The sequence below is a fragment of the Streptomyces sp. NPDC104226 genome (assembly GCF_055584085.1).
In genome coordinates this window covers 35265-55393 of the sequence record NZ_JBVJMS010000019.1, presented here as the reverse complement: position 1 = coordinate 55393, position 20129 = coordinate 35265, and the positions used below count along the sequence as shown (strand labels likewise).

The following is a 20129-nucleotide window of genomic DNA, read 5'->3' as shown; positions in this document are numbered from 1 at the left end:
TCCACCGAAGTGGACGGGGTATCAACTTTTTGGCGTTGATTTTTGGCACGCTGTTGAGTTCTCAAGGAACGGACGCTTCCTTTGTACTCACCCTCAGTAACACTTACTGGGGCTTTCCTCCGGGCGCTTCGTTTCGTTCTTGTGTCTCCGACTCTATCAGACTCTTTCGTGTCCGATTCCCAGTCAGCGGGATTCACTTTCCAGTTCTTCGCTTTCGCGTTTCCCTTTCCGGCGATTCCAACTCTACCAGATCATTTCCGTGCCGTTTCCGGCTTGGATTTGAATTGGATGGCCATTGGAGAGCCATTCCCTTTCGGGCGAGCCAGACTTTATCAGGTTTCCCTGCTCTGGAATCCCACCCGCCCGCACCGACACGGCCGGGCACACGTGTGTGCCGGGTGATCGTGCGGGGTGGAGAGGTAAACGTACTGGAGCGGGGCCCCCGGATGCAAATCCGGGGGCCCCGCTCCGGTGTGGTCGCTACGGCGAGGGTCAGACCTCGACGACGACCGGGAGGATCATCGGGCGGCGGCGGTAGCCGTCCGAGACCCACTTGCCCATCGTGCGGCGGATGAGCTGCTGGATCTGGTGCGGCTCGGCCACGCCGTCGGCCGCGGCGCGAGCGATGGCTTCCTCGATCTTCGGCAGGACGGAGGCGAACGCCGAGTCCTCGATGCCGGAGCCCCGGGCCTGGATGTTCGGGCCGCTGACGACCTTGCCCGTGGTGCTGTCCACCACGACGTAGACCGAGATGATGCCCTCGTCGCCGAGGATCTTGCGGTCCTTGAGGTGGGCTTCGGTGACGTCGCCGACCGAGAGGCCGTCCACGTAGACGTAGCCGGCCTGGACCTTGCCCGAGATGCGGGCCTTGCCGTCGACGAGGTCGACGACGACGCCGTCCTCGGCGATGACGATGCGGTCCTTCGGTACGCCCGTCAGGGCTCCGAGCTCGGCGTTGGCGCGCAGGTGGCGCCATTCGCCGTGGACCGGCATCAGGTTCCGCGGCTTGCAGATGTTGTAGAAGTACAGCAGCTCGCCTGCGGAGGCGTGGCCGGAGACGTGCACCTTGGCGTTGCCCTTGTGCACGACGTTGGCGCCCCAGCGGGTCAGGCCGTTGATCACGCGGTAGACCGCGTTCTCGTTGCCCGGGATGAGCGACGACGCCAGGATGACGGTGTCGCCCGGGACGATCCGGATCTGGTGGTCGCGGTTCGCCATGCGGGACAGGGCCGCCATCGGCTCGCCCTGCGAGCCGGTGCAGACGAGGACGACCTCGTTCGGCGGCAGGTCGTCGAGGGTCTTGACGTCCACGACCAGGCCGGCCGGGACCTTCAGGTAGCCCAGGTCGCGCGCAATGCCCATGTTGCGGACCATCGAGCGGCCGACGAAGGCGACCCTGCGGCCGTACTCGTGCGCGGCGTCGAGGATCTGCTGGATGCGGTGCACGTGGCTCGCGAAGCTCGCCACGATGATCCGGTTGTTGGCGCTGGCGAAGACGTTGCGCAGGACGTTCGAGATCTCGCGCTCGGGCGGGACGAAGCCCGGTACCTCGGCGTTCGTCGAGTCCGAGAGGAGGAGGTCGATGCCCTCTTCGCTCAGACGCGCGAAGGCGTGCAGGTCGGTGAGGCGGCCGTCCAGCGGCAGCTGGTCCATCTTGAAGTCACCGGTGGCGACGACCATGCCGGCGCCGGTGCGGATGGCGACGGCCAGCGCGTCCGGGATGGAGTGGTTGACCGCGATGAACTCGCAGTCGAAGGGGCCGAGGTTCTCGCGCTCGCCTTCCTTCACCTCGAGGGTGTAGGGGCGGATGCGGTGCTCCTGGAGCTTGGCCTCGATGAGCGCCAGCGTCAGCTTGGAGCCGATCAGCGGGATGTCCGGCTTCTCCCGGAGGAGGTAGGGGACGGCGCCGATGTGGTCTTCGTGGCCGTGCGTGAGGACGATGCCCTCGATGTCGTCGAGGCGATCCCGGATGGACGAGAAGTCCGGCAGGATCAGGTCGATGCCCGGCTGCTCCTCTTCGGGGAAGAGGACACCGCAGTCGACGATGAGCAGGCGGCCGTCGAACTCGAAGACGGTCATGTTGCGGCCGATCTCACCGAGCCCGCCCAGGGGGGTGACCCGAAGGCCGCCCTTGGGGAGCTTCGGCGGCGGACCCAGTTCAGGATGCGGATGGCTCAAAAGGTTCTCCTTCACCACGCGCGGCCACGTACCCGTCGAGGCACGTGGCGCGCATGTCATTCGTGCACTTGCTGTTGTCTTGTGTGGTTCTGCTTATTCAGTTGTGAAGTCTGATGTCAGAGCTGTACCCCGCCGGCGGCAAGATCGATCTTGAGCTGCGCCGTCTCTTCGGCGGTCAGCTCGATCAGCGGGAGCCGCAGCGGGCCCGCGGGCAGGCCCTGCAGGTTCAGCGCGCCCTTGGTGGTGATCACACCCTGGGTGCGGAACATGCCAGTGAAGACGGGGAGCAGCTTCTGGTGGATCTCGGTGGCCTTCTGGACGTCGCCGCCCAGGTGGGCCTCGAGCATCTCGCGGAGCTCGGGGGTGACCACGTGACCGACCACGGAGACGAAGCCGACCGCGCCGACCGACAGGAGCGGCAGGTTCAGCATGTCGTCGCCGGAGTACCAGGCCAGGCCGCTCTGCGCGATGGCCCAGCTGGCGCGTCCGAGGTCGCCCTTGGCGTCCTTGTTGGCAACGATACGGGGGTGCTCGGCCAGCCGGACGAGTGTTTCCGTATTGATCGGTACGCCGCTGCGGCCCGGGATGTCGTAGAGCATGACCGGGAGCTCGGTGGCGTCGGCGATCGCCGTGAAGTGCCGGAAGAGGCCCTCCTGCGGCGGCTTGCTGTAGTACGGGGTGACCGCGAGCAGGCCGTGGGCGCCGGTGCGCTCGGCCTGGCGGGCCAGCTCCAGGGTGTGCCGGGTGTCATTGGTGCCGATGCCGGCGACCACGTGGGCCCGGTCTCCGACCGCTTCGAGTACGGCTCGTACGAGGTCGTTTTTCTCCGCGTCGGTGGTGGTCGGCGACTCACCGGTGGTGCCGTTGATGATCAGGCCGTCGTTGCCTGCGTCCACCAAGTGGGCGGCGAGCTGCTGCGCGCCGTCGAGGTCAAGTGCGCCATCCGCCGTAAACGGCGTGATCATGGCGGTGAGGACCCGCCCGAAGGGGGTCTGCGGAGTCGAGATCGGAGCCATGGGTAACACGCTACTCGCTGCCATGCTCGCGGTGTCCCCTCGGGGGACGTGATGAGGGTGTTGGAGCCCGGCACTGCCTGCTCGGGGGTTCAAGCAGTGCCGGGTCCGTTTGATCAGCCTAGATGAACTTTCCGAAACGTGGCAATACGGACACTTCAGACTTGTTCCGCACATCCGTGCGGAACCGAAAGATCCACACATACGGGGCATCGTGGCGGCGGGGCCGAACGGGCGGGCAGGGGTCCTCCGCGCTCCCGGCTGCCGGGCCGCCGGGCTGACGCGCGAGCTGACACAGCGCCATAAAGTTTGGTTAATGTCCCGAAAACCGGCACCGATCGGGCCTTTCGTACGTCCTACTGCGTAGAACGTCCGCCCGTCCCGCCACTGCCGCCCCAAGGGCCCTGACCCCGAGGAGAGTCGTTCCCCATGTTCCGCCGGCGCGAACCCGTCCCGTTCGCCTTCGTCGCCGAGGCCGACCGATTCCGCAGCAACGTCACTCCGCCGCCGCGCGAGAGTCTGAGCAAGACCCAGATCGCCGCCCGTAGTCTGGTCGGACTGACCGTCGTCGCGGGGCTCGTCGGATCCCTGCTCTTCGGCATCCCCGCACTGCAGCCGAGCCACGCACCGGCGAAGTCGCAGCAGTCGGAGGCCTCCGAGGGGCGGTAGCCTCACGGGCACAGCCCAACCGAACGTGCATGTGAGTGAGGTCCTGCCGTGCCCCTGCCCTTCCTGACGGCCGACGGCGCATTCGACGCGCACGACACCGGGGAGACGCTCCCCTACGAAGACCCCGACCGCTGGCGTCGCCCCTACCGTCCGGGGCCCTGGAGGGTGGCCATCGCCGCCGTGCTGCTCCTGCTCGGCTCGTTCATGCTGTTCGCCACCGTGATCATCATGGCCGCCGGCACCTGGACCGGCGCCCTGGGCGGTCTGCTCGCCTCGCTCGCCGTGGTCGGCTCCGCGCTGCGGCTGCTGCGCACGGGCGTCTGGGTGAGCCCCAAGGGGCTGCGCGTGGCGGGGTTCTTCACGACCCGCACGATCTCCTGGAGCCAGGTCGGCGAGGTCCGCACCGTGCAGCAGCCCGTGCGCTGGCTCGGGCTGCCGAGGACCGTGCAGGGCCAGGCCCTGACGGTCGCCGCGCACGGTGGCGCGGAGCTGCCGGTCCTGCTGACCGACCACAACGCCGATTTCCTGTCGCGGACCGAGGCCTTCGACCGGGCAGCCGGCTCGGTCGAGGCCTGGGCCGACGAGTACCGGGCCGTCCCGGTCTGAGACGGACCGCCCGGCGCCCCCGGAGGGCGCCGCACCCGCACGGGAAGCCCGTACAGGCTCAGGCTTGTACGGGCTTTCCGTCGTGCAGGGAGATGGCCCGCTGCATGGCCTTGCGCGCCCGCGGGGTGTCGCGGGCGTCGTGGTAGGCGATGGCGAGGCGGAACCAGCTGCGCCAGTCCCCCGGCGCGTCCTCGGTCTCGGCCTTGCGGCGCGCGAAGACCTCGTCGGCCGAGTCCCGCAGGATCCGGCCGTACTGGTCCCGCTCCAGCTCGTCCACGGGCAGTCCGCCCTCGGCCTCCAGCTCGGCTCCGAGCTGGTTGGCCCTGGTGACGAACTGGGTGTTCTTCCAGAGGAACCAGACGCCGATGACCGGCAGGATCAGCACCGCCACCCCGAAGGTGACGGTGAGCCAGGTCCCGTGCCGGATCAGCATCAGGCCCCGGCTGCCGACCAGGACGAAGTACACGACCAGGACCGCGGCCGTGATGAAGTAGAGGATCTTCGCGCGCATGGGTGCAGCCGCCTGCTCGTCAGCCGAGTTCGAGGAAGTTTTCCAGGCCGAAGGTGAGGCCCGGGGTCTGCGTCACGCGGCGCGCGCCGAGCAGGATGCCCGGCATGAAGCTGCTGTGGTGCAGGGAGTCGTGACGGATGGTCAGGGTCTCGCCCTCGCCGCCGAGGAGCACCTCCTGGTGGGCCAGCAGGCCGCGGAGGCGGATCGCGTGCACCGGGACCCCGTCGACGTCCGCGCCGCGCGCGCCGTCGAGTGCGGTGGCGGTGGCGTCGGGCTGCGCGCCGAGGCCGGCCTCGGCGCGGGCGGCCGCGATGAGCTGCGCCGTACGGGTCGCCGTGCCGGAGGGGGCGTCGACCTTGTTCGGGTGGTGCAGCTCGACGACCTCGACGGACTCGAAGTACCGGGCGGCCTGGGCGGCGAACTTCATCGTGAGGACGGCGCCGATGGAGAAGTTCGGCGCGATGAGCACACCGGTCGCCGGGGAAGCGGCGAGCCAGGTGTTCAGCCGGGCGAGGCGGTCCTCGGTCCAGCCGGTGGTGCCGACCACTCCGTGGATGCCGTGGCGGACGAGGAACTCCAGGTTCTCCATCACCGAGGCGGGGGTGGTCAGCTCGACCGCGACCTGGGCGCCGGCCTCGGCCAGCGTCTCCAGCTTGTCTCCGCGGCCGAGGGCGGCCACCAGTTCCATGTCCTCGGCGGCCTCGACGGCCTTGACCGCCTCGGAGCCGATGCGGCCCTGGGCGCCGAGAACTGCCACGCGCAGCTTGCTCATGTCATTCCTTAAAGTGCGTACGGACCCGGGCCCTGTCCCGGGGCCCGGGCAACGTGCTCCTGGGGGTTCGCCCGGCTAGGCGACGGCCTCGTCCAGACGGGCCGCCTGCTTCTCCTTCAGCGGGCCGATCACCGCGAGCGAGGGCCGCTGGGCCAGGACGTCCTGCGCGACCGAGCGCACGTCGTCCGGGGTGACGGCCGCGATCCGGGCCAGCAGGTCGTCGACCGACATCTGGTCGCCCCAGCACAGCTCGCTCTTGCCGATGCGGTTCATGATCGCGCCGGTGTCCTCCAGGCCCAGGACGGTGGAGCCGGACAGCTGGCCGACGGCCCGCCGGATCTCCTCGTCGGTGAGCCCGTCGGCCGCGACCTTGTCCAGCTCGTCCCGGCAGATCCGCAGGACGTCGTGGACCTGGTTGGGGCGGCAGCCGGCGTAGACGCCGAAGAGGCCGGTGTCGGCGAAGCCCGAGGTGTACGAGTACACGCTGTAGGCGAGGCCGCGCTTCTCCCGGACCTCCTGGAAGAGGCGGGAGGACATGCCGCCGCCGAGCGCGGTGTTCAGTACGCCCAGCGCCCAGCGGCGCTCGTCGGTGCGGGCCAGGGCCGGCATGCCGAGGACCACGTGGGCCTGCTCGGTCTTGCGGTTGACCAGCTCGACGCGGCCGGCAGTGCGGACCCGCTTGGTGCCGGAGCGCGGACCGACCGGTTGGGCGTCGGTGCGGGTCAGGGCACCGGCCTTCTCGAAGGCCGCGCGGACCTGGCGTACGACCTTGTTGTGGTCGACGTTGCCCGCGGCCGCCACGACCAGGTGGGTGGGGTCGTAGTGCTTCTTGTAGAAGCGGCGGATCCGGTCGGCGGTCAGTGCGTTGATCGTGTCGACCGAGCCGAGGACCGGGCGACCGAGCGGGGTGTCCCCGTACATGGTCTGGGCGAACAGGTCGTGGACCATGTCGCCCGGATCGTCCTCGGTCATCGCGATCTCTTCGAGGATGACTCCGCGCTCGGCGTCGACATCGGATTCGAGGATCAGCGAGCCGGTGAGCATGTCGCACACGACGTCGATGGCCAGCGGCAGGTCGGTGTCGAGCACCCGCGCGTAGTAGCAGGTGTACTCCTTCGCCGTGAAGGCGTTCATCTCGCCGCCGACCGCGTCGATCGCGGAGGAGATGTCGAGGGCACTGCGCTTCTCGGTGCCCTTGAAGAGGAGGTGCTCCAGGTAGTGCGTGGCGCCGTTGAGCGTGGGCGTCTCGTCCCGGGAGCCGACGTGCGCCCAGATCCCGAAGGTGGCGGAGCGGACGGACGGCAGGGTCTCGGTGACGACGCGCAGGCCGCCGGGGAGGACCGTGCGGCGGACGGTGCCGATGCCGTTCGCGCCCTTGAGCAGTGTTTGGGTACGGGCGACGGCCCGCCCCTCCGAAGAGGGGCGGGCCGTCACACGGGAACTACGCGACGTCACTTGTCGGAGTCGTCCTTGTCAGCTTCGTCACCGGCGGCCTCGCCGTCGATCACGGGGATCAGGGAGAGCTTGCCGCGGGAGTCGATCTCGGCGATCTCGACCTGGACCTTGGTGCCGACCGCGACCACGTCCTCGACGTTCTCCACGCGCTTGCCACCGGCGAGCTTGCGGATCTGCGAGATGTGGAGCAGGCCGTCCTTGCCGGGCATGAGGGAGACGAAGGCACCGAAGGTGGTGGTCTTGACGACCGTACCCAGGTAGCGCTCGCCGACCTCCGGCATGGTCGGGTTGGCGATCTGGTTGATCGTGGCGCGGGCGGCCTCGGCGGCCGGGCCGTCGGCGGCACCGATGTAGATGGTGCCGTCGTCCTCGATCGTGATCTCGGCGCCGGTGTCCTCCTGGATCTGGTTGATCATCTTGCCCTTGGGCCCGATGACCTCACCGATCTTGTCCACCGGGATCTTGACGGTGATGATCCGGGGGGCGAACGGGGACATGGCGTCCGGCGTGTCGATCGCTTCCATCATCACGTCGAGGATGTGGAGGCGGGCGTCGCGGGCCTGCTTGAGGGCGGCGGCCAGAACCGAGGCCGGGATGCCGTCGAGCTTGGTGTCCAGCTGGAGCGCGGTGACGAACTCCTTGGTGCCGGCGACCTTGAAGTCCATGTCGCCGAAGGCGTCCTCCGCACCGAGGATGTCGGTGAGGGCGACGTAGTGGGTCTTGCCGTCGATCTCCTGCGAGATCAGGCCCATGGCGATACCGGCGACGGGGGCCTTGAGGGGCACACCGGCGTTCAGCAGCGACATGGTGGAGGCGCAGACCGAGCCCATGGACGTCGAGCCGTTGGAGCCGAGGGCCTCGGACACCTGGCGGATCGCGTAGGGGAACTCCTCGCGCGTCGGCAGGACCGGCACGATCGCGCGCTCGGCGAGCGCGCCGTGGCCGATCTCGCGGCGCTTCGGCGAACCGACGCGGCCGGTCTCGCCGACCGAGTACGGCGGGAAGTTGTAGTTGTGCATGTAGCGCTTGCGGGTCACCGGGGAGAGGGTGTCCAGCTGCTGCTCCATGCGGAGCATGTTGAGGGTGGTGACGCCCAGGATCTGGGTCTCGCCACGCTCGAACAGCGCCGAGCCGTGCACGCGCGGGATGGCCTCGACCTCGGCGGCGAGGGTACGGATGTCCGTGATCCCGCGGCCGTCGATGCGGACCTTGTCCTTGATGACGCGCTCGCGGACCAGGGCCTTGGTCAGGCTGCGGTACGCGGCGGAGATCTCCTTCTCGCGGCCTTCGAAGGCCGGGAGGAGCTTCTCGGCGGCGATGTCCTTGACGCGGTCCAGCTCGGCCTCGCGGTCCTGCTTGCCCGCGATGGTCAGCGCCTGGGAGAGCTCGCCCTTCACCGCGGCCGCGAGGGCCTCGTAGACGTCGTCCTGGTAGTCCAGGAAGACCGGGAACTCGCCCTCGGGCTTGGCGGCCTTGGCGGCCAGGTCCGACTGGGCCTTGCAGAGGACCTTGATGAAGGGCTTCGAGGCGTCGAGACCGGCGGCCACGACCTCCTCGGTCGGCGCCTCGGCGCCGCCCTTGACCAGGGCGATGGTCTTCTCGGTGGCCTCGGCCTCGACCATCATGATCGCGACGTCGCCGTCCTCGAGCACGCGGCCCGCGACGACCATGTCGAAGACGGCGTCCTCGAGCTCGGTGTGCGTCGGGAAGGCAACCCACTGGCCGCGGATCAGCGCGACGCGGACGCCGCCGATCGGGCCGGAGAAGGGCAGGCCGGCCAGCTGGGTGGACGCGGAGGCGGCGTTGATCGCCACGACGTCGTACAGGTGGTCGGGGTTGAGCGCCATGATCGTCGCGACGACCTGGATCTCGTTGCGCAGGCCCTTCTTGAAGGAGGGGCGCAGCGGGCGGTCGATCAGGCGGCAGGTGAGGATCGCGTCCTCGGAGGGGCGGCCCTCGCGGCGGAAGAAGGAGCCGGGGATCTTGCCGGCCGCGTACTGGCGCTCCTCGACGTCCACCGTCAGGGGGAAGAAGTCGAGCTGGTCCTTGGGCCGCTTCGACGCGGTGGTGGCGGAAAGCACCATCGTGTCGTCGTCCAGGTAGGCAACGGCGGAGCCGGCGGCCTGGCGGGCCAGACGGCCCGTCTCGAAGCGGATGGTGCGGGTGCCGAAGGAACCGTTGTCAATGACGGCCTCGGCGTAGTGGGTCTCGTTCTCCACTAGCGTTTTCTCCATTTTCGTCGTCTCCGTCCGCCACCCGTGTGGTGGTGGACGGTGGCGGAGAAGCGCTCCTGGCGTGCGGGCCGGTCTTCGATCGAAGCAGCCGGGCGAAGCCGCGTGCGGGCTTTCCGGATGCCACTACCGAGGACCGGCGGCGTAGGGAGGGCGCTCCTCCTCTTCGGTTGTGCGCGTCTTGCGACGCGGACGCTTCCAGACTACAAAGCGTCCGGTACGTCGCGCACGTACAGCAAAGGGAGCGGCCCACTCAATGTGGGGACCGCTCCCTTCACAGCGTCTTTACTTGGCGCCGGCCGCACCGCGGCGGATGCCGAGGCGCTCGACCAGCGTACGGAAGCGCTGGATGTCCTTCTTGGCCAGGTACTGCAGCAGGCGGCGACGCTGGCCGACCAGGATCAGCAGACCACGACGGGAGTGGTGGTCGTGCTTGTGGGACTTCAGGTGCTCGGTCAGGTCCGAGATGCGGCGGGACAGCATCGCGACCTGGACCTCGGGGGAGCCGGTGTCGCCCTCCTTGGCACCAAACTCTGCGATGATCTGCTTCTTGACTGCGGCGTCGAGCGGCACGCGTACTCCTCGTATCAGGTCTTCGTAGCCACCGAGTGCCCCAGGTCGAATTCTCTGGGGATCTTCCGTAACTCGGGAGGCGGGGTCCGCTGAGCGCAGCCTCCAGATGATTCCGGGGGCGCGTACACAAACGGCCGTCACACAGCCTACCAGGCTGCCGCAGCCCCTCGTCTCAGCTGGTGAGAGCGCGGGCCCGGGCGTAGACGTCGAGCACGGCCAGGGCCAGCGGGACCAGGCTGAGGAGGACCGCCGCCTCGGTGAGGTCGAGCAGCCGCCCCCAGAAGGGTGACAGACCCTTGCGGGGAATGACCAGTGCAATTCCGGCGAAGAGGGCCGCGCCGGCGGCGACGGCCGCGGAGAGCCAGAGCGTACGGATCTCCAGGCCGCTGTGGTCCCCGTACAGGGCGAGCTCCCGGAGCAGGTCGGCCGGGGGGTGCATGGCGAGGCCGAGGACGAGCAGGCCCAGGGCGGCGAAGCCGGCCACGAGGGTGCAGGCGACCTGCGAGGTGTAGCGGAAGAGGCGGGCGCGCAGCAGCATGGCGAGGCCGGTCGCCAGGGCCAGCAGCCGGGCCCAGGTGTTGTCCGAGAAGCCGAGGACGGCGGCCGATCCGACGGCGACGGCTGCGCAGCCGCCGACGAGGCCGAGGAGCATCTCGTGGCCGCGGCGGGCCTGGGCGGCGATGGCCTCGGCGTCGAGGGGGGCTCCGGAGTCGTGCCCGTCGGCGGCGGAGCGCTCGCCGTACTCGTTGTAGGGGTCGCTCTCGTAGCGGTCCGGGGCCTCGTACTCGGCGGTGGCGCTCTGCGGGGCGGCGTAGCCGATGGGGAGGCGGGCGAAGCGGGCGGAGAAGCCGGGGAGGAAGGCGACGAGGCCGATGACCGCGGGCGCGCAGACGGCCGCGGCGGAGGTCGCGCCGGCATCGGCGGCGATGGCGGCGAAGGTGGCCAGGGTCCCCGTGGCGGCGAGGAAGGTGGTCGCGACGAAGGGGGCGTCGCCGTCGGGGGTCAGCGCGACGAGCGCGACGGAGGCGACGAGCACGCAGACGCAGCCGAGGAGGAACTGGAGCCGGCCGGGGCCCTGGCCTGCGGCGGGGGCGATGATGCCGGCGCCGGCGAGCAGCAGGTGCGGTACGGCGGCGAGGCCGAGGGCGACGGCGGAGCCGCGGTCGCGGTAGACCCGGGCGCGGACGCCCGCGGCGGCGGTGAGGAGCACGCCGACGGAGCCGGCGATGATGCCGGGCAGTCCGTGCATGTCGTGCAGGACGGGGTCGGCGTACCAGAGGACGAAGCCGAGGAGGACGAAGAGGACGGCCGCGCCGGTCAGGCCCGCGCCGCGCAGCATGTCGTCGCTCCAGCGGTGGCGGTCGCGCACCACGGCGGCGGCGACGGCGTCGGAGACGTCGTCGAAGACGGCGGGCGGCAGGGATTCCGCGAAGGGGCGCAGGCTCAGCACTTCGCCGTCGAGGACCTGCTGGGCCGCGAGGGTGCGGGCGCCGTCCAGGACGGTGCCGGAACGCAGGACCAGGTGGAAGCCGGTGGGTGCGCCGACGGGCTGGCTCTGGCCGGTGAGGCGCAGCAGCTCGGGGTAGATGTCGGCGACGGCGATGTCCTCGGGGAGGGCGACGTCTATGCGGCTGTCGGGAGCCACGACGGTGACCCTGCGGAAGCCGGTCGCCTCGGCGGTGTTCACCTGATGCCCCCCGGTGGGTGTGTGCGCTGGTGTGCGTGCGGGTGCGCCGGTGAACGGTGGTCCGCCCGCCGGTGCGCAGCCGATTCGCGGATGCGCATGCCGCGCGCGCCACCCTACCGGGAGGTCCGGTGACTGTCGGCAAGTAGGATCACCTCTCTGCGGAGGAGACCCCCTTCGCGCCCGGGACTTGAGGGCGCCGGTTGCGACGTCCCGTCTGTTTTCGAGGGATTGATGCTCCGGTGAGCCAGATCGTCGTCAAGCGTCCGCCCCGGTCGCTGCCGCCCGAAGTGCCTTCGGACGAACTGAGGCTGGAGGCGCCGCCGGAACTTCCCCGGGGGCAGCAGGAGGGCGTGCTGATGCAGCTCCTCCCGATGCTCGGGATGGGCTCGTCCGCCGTGTTCTTCTTCATGCCGGGTGCCGCGCCGTTCATGCGCATCATGGGCGTGCTGATGATGGTGTCGACGGTGGGCATGCTCGTGGCCCAGCTGGTGCGCCATCGGCGCGGTACGCAAGGGCAAATGGCGGATATCCGGCGGGACTACCTCAAGTACCTGGCTCAAACCCGCCGTCAGGTACGGAGGACGGCGCGGGCCCAGCGTGACGCGCAGCTCTATCTGCACCCGGCTCCGGAGCAGTTGTGGTCGGTGGTGGCCGAGGGTTCCCGGCTGTGGGAGCGGCGGGTCGGCGACGCGGACTTCGGGCAGGCCCGGCTGGGGCTGGGCGCGCAGCGTCTGGCGACCCCGCTGGTGGCTCCGGAGACGGCGCCGGTGGACGAGCTGGAGCCGCTGGCGGCGGGTGCCATGCAGCAGTTCCTGAGGGTGCACTCCTCGCTGGACGGGCTGCCGATGGCGGTGTCGCTGCGGGCGTTCTACCACGTGACGGTGTCCGGGGAGCCCGAGTCGGCGCGGGGCACCGCGCGGGCGCTGGTGGCGCAATTGGCGACGCTGCACTCCCCCGAGGACCTGGTGGTGGCCGTGGTGGCGGCGCCGGGCGCGGTGGCGGAGTGGGACTGGGTGAAGTGGCTGCCGCACACCCAGCTCCCGGGTCAGATCGACGGGGCGGGCACGAAGCGGCTGTTCGGCGACGACCTCTCCGAGCTGGAGGGGCTGCTCGGTTCCCGGCTGGAGGGGCGGCCCCGGTTCAGCCGGGAGGGTTCTCCGGTGCTGGACCAGCCGCACGTGGTCCTCGTACTGGACTCGGGTTCCCGCGGGGGTCTGGTGCCGCCTGATTCGGTGTTCGCGGCGGCCGAGGGTCTGCAGGGGGTCACGGTCGTCGAGGTGGTGGCCGGCGAGCTGGACGAGGCGCGCGGCGGGCTGTCGGTCGTGGTGCGGCCGGGTCGGCTGCGGCTGGAGTCCGGTGCGGGCTTCGCCTACGAGGGGCTGCCGGACACCCTGTCGCTGACGGCGGCCGAGGCGCTGGCCCGGCAGCTGGCGCCGTTGCGGACGGGCGGCGGGGACGAGGACGAGCCGCTGCTGGCCAATCTGGACTTCACCGACCTGCTGAACCTGGGCGACGCGGCCGCGGTGGACGTGGCCCGGACCTGGCGGCCGCGCTCCGCGGGCGAGCGGCTGCGGGTGCCGATCGGGGTGGGCGAGGACGGCTCCCCCGTGATGCTGGACCTGAAGGAGGCCGCGCAGGAGGGCATGGGCCCGCACGGCCTGTGCGTGGGGGCGACCGGTTCGGGCAAGTCGGAGCTGCTGCGCACGCTGGTGCTGGGGCTGGCCGTCACGCACACCTCGGAGACGCTGAACTTCGTACTCGCCGACTTCAAGGGCGGTGCGACCTTCACCGGGATGGGGCAGATGCCGCACGTCGCGGCGGTCATCACCAACCTGGCGGACGACCTCACGCTCGTGGACCGCATGGGCGACTCGATCCGCGGCGAACTGCAGCGCCGCCAGGAGCTGCTGCGCTCGGCGGGCAACTACGCGAACATCCACGACTACGAGAAGGCCCGCGCGGCGGGTGCCCCGCTGGAGCCGCTGGCCTCGCTGGTGCTGGTCATCGACGAGTTCTCCGAGCTGCTGACCGCGAAGCCGGACTTCATCGACATGTTCATCCAGATCGGCCGCATCGGCCGGTCGCTGGGCGTGCACCTGCTGCTGGCCTCGCAGCGGCTGGAGGAGGGCAAGCTGCGCGGGCTGGACACGTACCTGTCGTACCGGATCGGTCTGCGGACCTTCTCGGCGGCGGAGTCGCGGACCGCGATCGGTGTGCCGGACGCCTACCACCTGCCGTCGGTGCCCGGTTCGGGCTACCTGAAGTTCGGTACGGACGAGATGACGCGCTTCAAGGCCGCGTACGTCTCGGGCACCTACCGCTCGGGCGGGCCCGACCTGTCGGTGGGGCTGTTCCCGGTGGAGCGGCGGCCCGTGCTGTTCACGGCGGCGCCGGTGCCGGTGGTGTACGCGGCTCCGGACCCGGCGTACCTGTCGGCGCGGGCGGCGGAGGCCGAGCGGGCCGGGCAGGGCGACGACGCGCTGGCGGACACGGTGCTGGACGTGATCGTGGGACGGCTGGAGGGGCAGGGGGTGCCGGCGCACCAGGTGTGGCTGCCGCCGCTGGACCAGGCTCCGCCGCTGGACCAGTTGCTGCCGGCGCTGGCGCCGTCGGCGGAGCGCGGGCTGCACGCGGAGGGGTACACCCGGCCGGGCGGTCTGGTCGTACCGCTCGGGCTCATCGACAAGCCGTTCGAGCAGCGGCGCGAGGTGCTGTACCGGGACTTCTCGGGTGCGGCGGGCCACATGATGGTGGTCGGCGGTCCGCAGTCGGGCAAGTCCACGCTGATGCGGACGCTGATCTCCTCGTTCGCGCTGACGCACACCCCGCGCGAGGTGCAGTTCTACGGGCTGGACTTCGGCGGCGGCGGCCTGTCCTCGCTGGCCGAACTGCCGCACGTGGGCGGGATCGCGTCCCGGCTGGACCCGGAGCGGGTGCGGCGTACGGTCGCGGAGGTGGCCGGGGTGCTGCGCCGGCGCGAGGAGTTCTTCCGCGCGAACGGCATCGACTCGATCGGCACCTACCGGCGCCGGCGGGCCGCGGGCGAGCTGCCCGGGGAGGCCTGGGGCGACGTGTTCCTGGTCGTCGACGGCTGGGGCGGCTTCCGGGGCGAGTACGAGGCCCTGGAGCAGGTCGTCACGGACATCGCGTCCCGCGGGCTGGGATACGGCATCCACGTGGTGATCACGGTCGCCCGGTACATGGAGGTCCGGGCCGCGCTGAAGGACCAGATCCTCAGCCGGCTGGAGCTGCGCCTCGGCGATGTCATGGACTCCGAGTTCGACCGCAAGGTGGCGGCGAACGTCCCGACGGGGATGCCGGGCCGCGGCCAGGTCGCGGAGAAGCTGCACTTCCTGGGCGCGCTGCCGCGGGTCGACGGCTCGCACACGGCGGAGGACCTGTCGGAGGCGACGGCCGCCTTCGTGGACGCCGTGAAGCAGAACTGGACGGGCCAGGCCGCCCCCGGGGTGCGGCTGCTGCCGCGGCTGCTCCACGCGGACCAGCTCCCCAAGGGCGGGGAGTACCCGGAGCGCGGGATCGCGATCGGCATCGACGAGACCGAGCTGGAGCCCGTGTTCGTCGACTTCGAGACCGACCCCTTCCTCCTCGTGTTCGGCGAGAGCGAGTCGGGCAAGACGAACCTGCTGCGGCTCATCGCGCAGCGGATCGCGGAGCGCTACGGCCCGGACCGGGCCCGGCTGGTGGTCGGCGACTACCGGCGCAGCCTGCTCGGTGCGCTGCCGGAGGAGCACCTGCTGGAGTACGCGCCGATGGCCAGCTCCCTGCAGATGCACATGGAGGCGCTGGCCGGGGTGTTCGCCCGCCGGCAGCCGCCGCAGGACGTCACTCCGCAGCAGTTGCGCGACCGCAGCTGGTGGACGGGCCCCGACGTGTTCATCATCATCGACGACTTCGACCTGGTGGCCACGAGCCAGGGCAATCCGCTGGCGCAGCTGGTGGAGTTCCTGCCGTTCGCACGCGACACGGGGGTCCGCTTCATCATCGCGCGCAGTTCGGCGGGTGCCTCGCGGGCGCTGTACGAGCCGTTCATGCAGCGGATCAAGGAGCTGGGCGCGCAGGGCGTGGTGCTGTCCGGTGATCCGTCCGAGGGGGATCTGGTCGGCAACGTGCGGCCGCGCCCCATGCCGCCGGGCCGTGCTTCCTTCGTCTCGCGCAAGCGCGGGAGCTCGCTCATCCAGATCGGGCGGATGCCGGGGATGTAGGGCGGTGCGCGGGGGCCGGGGGTCCGGAAGGGTTCTGCAAAGCTCCCCGCGCGCGGCTGGTCAGCGTCGATAATCGGCAGGGATCGCACCACCGAAGGAGAGGCCGCGCATGGGCACTCAGCAGGAGAAGGACGAGCTGTACGGGCTCGACATCAGCGGCGTCGAGTGGGAGGGCCCGCCCGGAACCTCTCCCGACGAGGAGCGCGTCGAGATCGCCCGGCTGCCCGAGGGCGCGGTGGCGATGCGGTCCTCGCTGGACCGGGAGACGGTGCTGCGGTACACCGCTGCCGAGTGGGAGGCGTTCGTACTCGGGGCCAGGGACGGGGAGTTCGATCTCGACCGGGAGCCGCCCCGGGAACCGTAGGGCTCCCGGAGACGGAGGAAGGGGCGCGCCCGGTGCGGGCGCGCCCCTTCTCCTCGTGTTCCGCCGGGTCGCCGTGGGCCCGGAAGGATCCGGCCGAGACGGCCTAGTAGGCCTCGGTGAACAGGCGCGAGGCCTTCACGTCGGTGGCGCGGTAGTCGTTCTTGCCGCGCTCGATCAGGTCTGCGACCAGGCGCAGCTGGGCGCGCATGTGGTCGGCCTTGGCGTTGTACTTGCGCTGCAGCTCGACGTACTGGGCGTGTGCCTCGCCGTCCCAGGTGTCGGTGACGACCGTCAGGGCCGCACCCATCTCGTCGAGGTCCTTCTTGATGTTGTCCGAGACGATGCGGATGCGGTCCGCCATCATCTGGACGCTCTCGTACCGGACCTTCGTGTGCCCGTCGTTCGCGGTCATGCTCTTCTCCTTCGCACGGGGCGGGGCAGGTGGGTGAGGAAGTGGGTCAGATCCCGTTCAGGGCGGAGGTGTTGCCGCCGCTGGACGCCTTGACCGTCTGGAACGCCGAGACCACGTCGTCGTCCTGCGCGTTGCTGAGGTTCTTGGTCTGCCCGACCGCGTTGTGCAGGACGCCGAGCAGCCGGCGGATCTCGTCGTGGTCCTCGTTGACGACGGTCTGCGCGGAGGTGAACCCCGACGCACCCACACCGGTCCAGCCCGCGCTGACGGTGGCGAGGATGTCCGCCAGCTCCCGGGACTGCCGCGTCACGCTGTCGGCGGTCTCCGAGATCTTGTTCAGTGCCTGCTTTACCGGGTCATCAGCGAGTCCGAAATTGTTGGTCATCCGAAGCTCCTCATCTCTCAATTCGCCAGACATGACCGGCGGATCGCGCGGCGGAGCGGTGCTTCGAGGAGGCGGTTTTCAGCCACGCGCCCCCCGGATCCCCTCCGCTTCACACACCATCCCCGATCACAGTCGTGAAGCCTCCGATCACTGTAGTCAGTTGATCGGCCTTACCCAACACAGCCCTTTGGGATCTGTTGATGAACCGTGACACCGTTCACAGCAAACGGCGCCGCCGGTTCCGGGCGTCCCGGACCACGGTGGCGGTACCGGCGATCACGGCGATGAGCACCCCGCCGATCCCCAGCGCGTACGTGCCGAGCCGCTCGTCGCGTTCGCGCGCCGTCTCGGTCGTCTGCATCGCGGCCGGCTCCGGGGCCGCCGCGGGGGGCGGTCCGGGGTCGGCCACGGGGGCCTTGGGGGGCTCTGCCCCCACGGCGGACTGGGTGAGCGCGCGGACCGGGTCGACCACGCCCCAGCCCACGTAGTCGTCGTGGCCGTTGACGGAGCGCTCCGCGGTGTTCTGGAGCTGCCAGACCACTTCCTGCGCCGTCCACTGCGGGTGCTTGGCGCGCAGCAGGGCGGCGACGCCCGCGACGTAGGGGGCGGAGAAGCTGGTGCCGTTGTCCACGCACTGGCCGAAGCCGGGGACGGTGGAGACCATGTCGACCCCGGGTGCCGCGATGCCGACGAAGGAGCCGGGCTGGGAGAAGGCGGCGCGCTCGTTGTTGCGGTCCGAGGAGCCCACGGCGAGGACGCCGGGGAAGGCCGCCGGGTAGGTGGGGCGCTTCTTCCCGGTCAGGCCGTCGTTGCCCGCCGAGGCGACGACGACCACGTTGGCCTCCACGGCCTTCTTGACGGCCTGGCCGAGCTTGGAGTCCTGGGTCATCGGCACCTCGGTGTCCTGCGAGATGTTGATGACCTGGGCCCCCTTGGCCACCGCGTGCGTGATGGCCTCGCTCAGGGTCTCGGCGTTGCCGTTGCCCTGCCCGTCGTTCTGCCGGATCGGGATGATCGTGGCCTCGGGGGCGAGCCCGACGAATCCGGTACCGGCCTTCGGGCGGGCCGCGATCAGCCCGGCGACCTTGGTGCCGTGCCCGACGGTGTCCTGCGTACCGTCCCCCTTGGCGTCGAGGAAGTCCCGGCCGGCCCCGATGTCGAGGGCATCGCTGAGCTGCGGGTTGACCCGGTCGACGCCGGTGTCGATGACGGCCACGCGGACGCTCTTCCCGTCCTTGGAGCGGCCCTTGGTCTCCGCCCACAGCTCGTCGAGCAGCAGGCGCTGGAGCGCCCAGGGCCGGTCCTCTATCTGCTTCTTCATCGGGAAGGTGCACTCGCCGGCGCCCGCGAGGCGCAGCGGGTACGAGGGCTGCGGCGCGGCCCCCAAGGTGAGGGCGGCGGCCGCCAGCAGGGCGGCGAGGGCGGGCTTCGCTGGGCTCGGCATCACGAACCCTGGGGCTGGCGGGCGGAGTTGCTGTCGAGGCGGGGTCCCTTGGAGAGGAACTCCGACCAGGCGATGGGCACCGGCACCGGCACCACCTTCGCGTAGCCGAGCCGGGCCTGGGCCTGGCTCGGCGCGGGGCGGCCGTCGGAGGCGGCGGGCCCGTCCGGGCCGGAGCTCGCGCCCGGTCCGGGTGAGGGCTGGGCCGCGTCGCTGTCGCCGTTGGCCTGGACGGCGTACCGCAGGCCGGTGTCGGTGACCAGGAAGAGGGCGCCGCCCGCGGTGGTCTGGCGGCCCTGCGTCTGGGTGTAGAGGAGGCCGGTGCCCGGGGTGACGTAGGCGCTCGTGCCGGTGGCGGTGATGTCGACGGGGAATCCGGTGCCGGCCCAGGTGCTCAGCGTCTGGCGGCCCTGGGGGTCGACCGAGCGCAGGACGCTGCAGACGGTGTCGCGGGCGCCGTCCGCGGGGGTGGCGCCGGTGGCGCGGACCTCGTTGATCCGGTCGGTCTTCTTCAGCGGCCACTTCGCGTCGCCCCTGAAGGGCGTGCGGTCCGGGTTGATGGACTGGAGGTCCACCTCGTGGGGTTTGCCGTGCATGTCCAGCCGGTCGGTCGCGGGCGAGGAGATCATCAGCCAGGCGACGAAGTCGGAGACGGGGACGACCTTGCCGGGCACCACGAGGTAGTGCTGCGCACCCGCACCGGTCACGGCCTTCAGCACCATGCCGACCTTGTCGTCGGCGCTGGCCAGGCCCTTGACCCCGGCGGCCGTCCCGGCCTTGCCGCCCGGCAGTTCGGGGAAGGCCAGGTCGTCGCCGGAGCCGAGGGTGGCCAGCCACTCCTCGGTGACCGGCTGCGGGACGGCGCTGCCGCCGACGAGGGCGTTGGTCATGGTGCGCGCGTCCGCGGTGCCCTCGGGGAACTTGTACTTCACGCCCGCCGCGTCGACCAGGTAGCGGGCCCGGCCCTGGCCGGTGCTCTGGACGTACAGGGCCTGGGAGTCGGAGAGCCGGCGCCCGTCGTCCATCAGTTTCGCCTCGCGGTCGGCCAGCACGAAGGAGGCCGTCTGCACGCCCTTGCCGTTGCCGCCGGGCTGCTGGCAGACGGCCCAGCGCTTGGCCTTCCCCGCCTCCTCGGGGGCGGGCAGCCGGTCGGGGGCGTAGGGGATGCCGATGATGGGGCCGCGCGGGATCTTGCCCGCGTCCAGCACCTTGTCCTCGACCTGGACGACCTTGGCCTTGGACGGGTCGAGCAGCAGCCGGGCGGAGGCGAGGTTGAGCACCGGGTGCAGGCGGGTCTGGTCCTTGCCGTCGACCTTGGTGGTCAGGACCACGTAGCGGGTCGTCGAATCCTTGCCGACGATGACGTGGTCGCCGGGGGTGTCCCAGCCCTTGGGGGCCGTCGGCTTGAACATCCCCCAGGCTCCGAAGGCGGCGAGGACGAGCGCCGCGGTGATCACACCGGGCAGGACGGCGCGCAACGGTCGCGGAGCGCCCTCCTCCGACCCGCTCGCGGAAGGCTGAAGGAACGCGGCCACCGTGCGTCGCTTCGCAAAGGTGTACGCGTTGAGCTCGTCACGTCGTGAGGCCATGGCCGCCTGATTCTCCCCGC

The 20129-nt window shown here is 70.6% G+C and carries 16 protein-coding genes; 4 read left to right on the top strand and 12 right to left on the bottom strand.

Annotated elements, in window-relative coordinates:
- Positions 1 to 492: 492 nt before the first annotated feature.
- Together ACZ60J_RS38915 and dapA are read right to left on the bottom strand one after the other, a co-directional pair.
- The gene (locus ACZ60J_RS38915) at positions 493 to 2178 is read right to left on the bottom strand and encodes a ribonuclease J (protein ID WP_469688905.1); all 1686 of its coding nucleotides are present in this window, start codon (positions 2176 to 2178) and stop codon (positions 493 to 495) included.
- Positions 2179 to 2294: 116 nt separating this feature from the next.
- Positions 2295 to 3194 (bottom strand): 4-hydroxy-tetrahydrodipicolinate synthase, encoded by a 900-nt coding sequence (dapA, locus tag ACZ60J_RS38910; RefSeq protein ID WP_469688904.1) that lies wholly within the window; start codon positions 3192 to 3194, stop codon positions 2295 to 2297.
- Positions 3195 to 3620: 426 nt separating this feature from the next.
- Here dapA and ACZ60J_RS38905 point away from each other — a divergent pair, with 426 nt between their 5' ends.
- Both ACZ60J_RS38905 and ACZ60J_RS38900 read left to right on the top strand, forming a co-directional pair.
- On the top strand, positions 3621 to 3860 hold the full coding sequence (locus tag ACZ60J_RS38905; protein WP_243337485.1) for a hypothetical protein: 240 nt from the start codon (positions 3621 to 3623) through the stop codon (positions 3858 to 3860).
- A gap of 48 nt (positions 3861 to 3908) precedes the next feature.
- Positions 3909 to 4466 (top strand): PH domain-containing protein, encoded by a 558-nt coding sequence (locus tag ACZ60J_RS38900; RefSeq protein WP_469688903.1) that lies wholly within the window; start codon positions 3909 to 3911, stop codon positions 4464 to 4466.
- Positions 4467 to 4524: 58 nt separating this feature from the next.
- Here the strand turns inward: ACZ60J_RS38900 and ACZ60J_RS38895 are convergent, their stop codons facing one another.
- The 6 genes from ACZ60J_RS38895 to eccD form a co-directional block, all read right to left on the bottom strand.
- Positions 4525 to 4977, bottom strand: coding sequence for a hypothetical protein (locus ACZ60J_RS38895; protein WP_469688902.1), 453 nt, complete (start codon positions 4975 to 4977; stop codon positions 4525 to 4527).
- 19 nt (positions 4978 to 4996) lie between these two features.
- Positions 4997 to 5749: a 4-hydroxy-tetrahydrodipicolinate reductase gene (dapB, locus tag ACZ60J_RS38890; RefSeq protein WP_250749206.1), complete on the bottom strand. Its 753-nt coding sequence runs from the start codon at positions 5747 to 5749 to the stop codon at positions 4997 to 4999.
- A 75-nt stretch (positions 5750 to 5824) separates the two neighbouring features.
- A complete protein-coding gene (locus ACZ60J_RS38885) occupies positions 5825 to 7204 on the bottom strand; it encodes a M16 family metallopeptidase (protein ID WP_469688901.1) in 1380 nt (459 codons plus the stop codon).
- Positions 7201 to 9423, bottom strand: a complete 2223-nt coding sequence (locus tag ACZ60J_RS38880) for a polyribonucleotide nucleotidyltransferase (RefSeq protein ID WP_469688906.1) — start codon at positions 9421 to 9423, stop codon at positions 7201 to 7203. The genes ACZ60J_RS38885 and ACZ60J_RS38880 overlap by 4 nt, the downstream gene beginning before the upstream one ends.
- 297 nt (positions 9424 to 9720) lie before the next feature.
- On the bottom strand, positions 9721 to 10008 hold the full coding sequence (gene rpsO / locus ACZ60J_RS38875; RefSeq protein WP_254385843.1) for a 30S ribosomal protein S15: 288 nt from the start codon (positions 10006 to 10008) through the stop codon (positions 9721 to 9723).
- Between the two features lie 172 nt (positions 10009 to 10180).
- Positions 10181 to 11695: a type VII secretion integral membrane protein EccD gene (eccD, locus tag ACZ60J_RS38870; protein WP_469688900.1), complete on the bottom strand. Its 1515-nt coding sequence runs from the start codon at positions 11693 to 11695 to the stop codon at positions 10181 to 10183.
- A 239-nt stretch (positions 11696 to 11934) separates the two neighbouring features.
- Here eccD and eccCa point away from each other — a divergent pair, with 239 nt between their 5' ends.
- Positions 11935 to 15918 (top strand): type VII secretion protein EccCa, encoded by a 3984-nt coding sequence (gene eccCa, locus ACZ60J_RS38865; protein WP_469688899.1) that lies wholly within the window; start codon positions 11935 to 11937, stop codon positions 15916 to 15918.
- Positions 15919 to 16027: 109 nt separating this feature from the next.
- On the top strand, positions 16028 to 16282 hold the full coding sequence (locus ACZ60J_RS38860; RefSeq protein WP_469688898.1) for a DUF397 domain-containing protein: 255 nt from the start codon (positions 16028 to 16030) through the stop codon (positions 16280 to 16282).
- A gap of 103 nt (positions 16283 to 16385) precedes the next feature.
- On the opposite strand, the gene ACZ60J_RS38855 is transcribed toward ACZ60J_RS38860, so the two are convergent.
- From ACZ60J_RS38855 to eccB, 4 genes are all read right to left on the bottom strand, one after another.
- Positions 16386 to 16694 carry a WXG100 family type VII secretion target gene (locus ACZ60J_RS38855; RefSeq protein WP_469688897.1) on the bottom strand — a complete coding sequence of 103 codons (309 nt, stop codon included), beginning with the start codon at positions 16692 to 16694 and terminating at the stop codon, positions 16386 to 16388.
- Between the two features lie 46 nt (positions 16695 to 16740).
- Positions 16741 to 17079: a WXG100 family type VII secretion target gene (locus ACZ60J_RS38850; protein ID WP_469688896.1), complete on the bottom strand. Its 339-nt coding sequence runs from the start codon at positions 17077 to 17079 to the stop codon at positions 16741 to 16743.
- A gap of 217 nt (positions 17080 to 17296) precedes the next feature.
- Positions 17297 to 18523, bottom strand: a complete 1227-nt coding sequence (gene mycP, locus ACZ60J_RS38845; protein ID WP_469688895.1) for a type VII secretion-associated serine protease mycosin — start codon at positions 18521 to 18523, stop codon at positions 17297 to 17299.
- Positions 18523 to 20109: a type VII secretion protein EccB gene (eccB, locus tag ACZ60J_RS38840; RefSeq protein ID WP_469688894.1), complete on the bottom strand. Its 1587-nt coding sequence runs from the start codon at positions 20107 to 20109 to the stop codon at positions 18523 to 18525. Before eccB ends, mycP begins: the two co-directional genes overlap by 1 nt.
- Positions 20110 to 20129: the final 20 nt, after the last annotated feature.